This window comes from Methylorubrum zatmanii, assembly GCF_014845115.1.
Taxonomy (GTDB): domain Bacteria; phylum Pseudomonadota; class Alphaproteobacteria; order Rhizobiales; family Beijerinckiaceae; genus Methylobacterium; species Methylobacterium zatmanii.
Map to the genome: position 1 here is coordinate 1 of NZ_NKUI01000228.1, position 1751 is coordinate 1751.

1 protein-coding gene is annotated in these 1751 nt (G+C 68.6%); it reads right to left on the minus strand.

Features of this window, described 5'->3' with window-relative positions:
- Positions 1–130: 130 nt before the first annotated feature.
- Positions 131–1684, minus strand: coding sequence for an ISL3 family transposase (locus MZTS_RS21915; protein WP_192285412.1), 1554 nt, complete (start codon positions 1682–1684; stop codon positions 131–133).
- Positions 1685–1751 lie beyond the last annotated feature (67 nt).

The window sequence follows — 1751 nt, forward strand, 5'->3', positions numbered from 1 at the left end:
CCACGCCCAACGCCTGGAGCGCGCCGATGCGCCCGACCCGGCTGGGTGAGAATCGGCGTGGAAAAAGAACCCGGCTGAAGGGCTGATCGGCGTCCAATCGGGGGTCTGGCGCACTCTCGATGCAGGTACGTCACCCGGTGCCGATCAGCCGCGCTTCGAGCAGATCGAGCTTGGCCCGACCGTACATCTGCCGCTTCACGAGCTTGAGGCGGGTGATCTGCCCCTCGGTCTGGCCGTTCGACCATGGTTCGACCAGCGCCGCGGCGACAGCCGCCCTGTCTCTCGACAAGCCGCTGGCGAAGGACGCGAGGAGGCCGCGGGCAGCCGTGTCGATCCATGTGTCGAGGTCCGGTGGTCTGCGCTCACGGATCATGGTCTGGAAGCCGGACAGGAGAAAACGAGCCTCGTCGAGCGCCGGGACCGCCGCCTCGATCGTCGCCACCATCACGGCCTCTGCCTTGCTCAAGCCGTCCCGCCCGGTCGTCATCATCCGCGCGAGAAGGCGCGCAGAAGGCACCTTGCCCGATGCCCCTTCGGGAGCTTGTTCATGGCGCCGACGGCGGGTCGCCCACTCTCCGACGACGCGGAGGCTGCCGGTAAACCCGTCGGCACGCAGGCGTCGCCACAACTCGGCACCGTTGCGGCAGCCGGCCGTCCACTCGGCATGGAGCCGAGGCAGATAGGCCTCAAGGCTGCTCTGGCGTGCCCGGAACACGTCGCCGGTCAGGCCACGCAGCACATCACGCACGAGCTTGCGGCTGTGTCCGGTCTTGCGGACGATCTGCCGGATCGGCAGCCCCTGTCGCGACAGCGTCAGGATCGCCTCGGCAGTCGCCATCCGCCGACGGTAGCCCTCGTACTGTAGGCGTTCGGCGCAGGTGAGCCGGTCGGGGTCGATCGTGGCGGCCCCCACCGCGACACGGATGGCGGCCATCGACTTGCGCACGGTATCGAGGAAGGCGGCACTGGCATTCTCCATCAGATGCCAGCGGTCAGCGACCTGGGTCGCCATGGGCAACGCCCGCGTCGCAGCCTCGCCGTAGCAGCCGCCGCGGTCACGGGCGAGGACGGCGATCTCGGGATGGGCGGAGAGCCATGCCTCGACGGTGCCGCTCTCGCGATCCGGCAGGAGGGCGATGACACGCCGCCGCTCCAGATCGCAGATCAGCGTGCCGTAGCGGTGCCCGCGGCGGAACGCCCAATCGTCGATGCCGATCACGGTCAGGGTCTCGGCCGGCCTCCGGGCGCGGCGGCGCACGGTCCGCAACATCGTGTCCCGGCTCGCCGGCACCATGAGCCGGCGGGCGAAGCTTTCCGCCGGCCTGCCACCGAGCGCGAGGCCGAGATGATGAACCAGGGTCTCGAGCCGTCCCGTGCGGCGGGCGTAGGCAGTGGCGAGGTCCGGTTCGAGCCGCTCGGCGAAGACCTTTGTCCGGCACTTCGGTTCGATGCACCGAAACCGGCGGACGCTGACCGTGATGACGACGCGCCGGCCGGCGACCGGCAGATCCGACAGGGTGCGGGTATAGCGGCTGTGCATTCGAGACGAGATGCCGTCACACCTCGGACAACGAGCCGACGCGGCTTTGGGCCGAGCAGTGATGGTCAGACCTGTTCCCACCTCGATGTGATCGACGACAAGGCCGGGCGGGATGACCGAACCGAGATGAAGGCTACGGGCCATGGCAGGATCTCCGACGGCAAAAGCCGAGATCCATCAACTCGCCTGCACCAAAAGTGAGTCAGAGCCC

Bases quoted from the DNA above. Each gene is read 5' to 3' on its own strand.
- MZTS_RS21915 (WP_192285412.1), bottom strand. From the start codon at position 1,684: ATGGCCCGTAGCCTTCATCTCGGTTCGGTCATCCCGCCCGGCCTTGTC.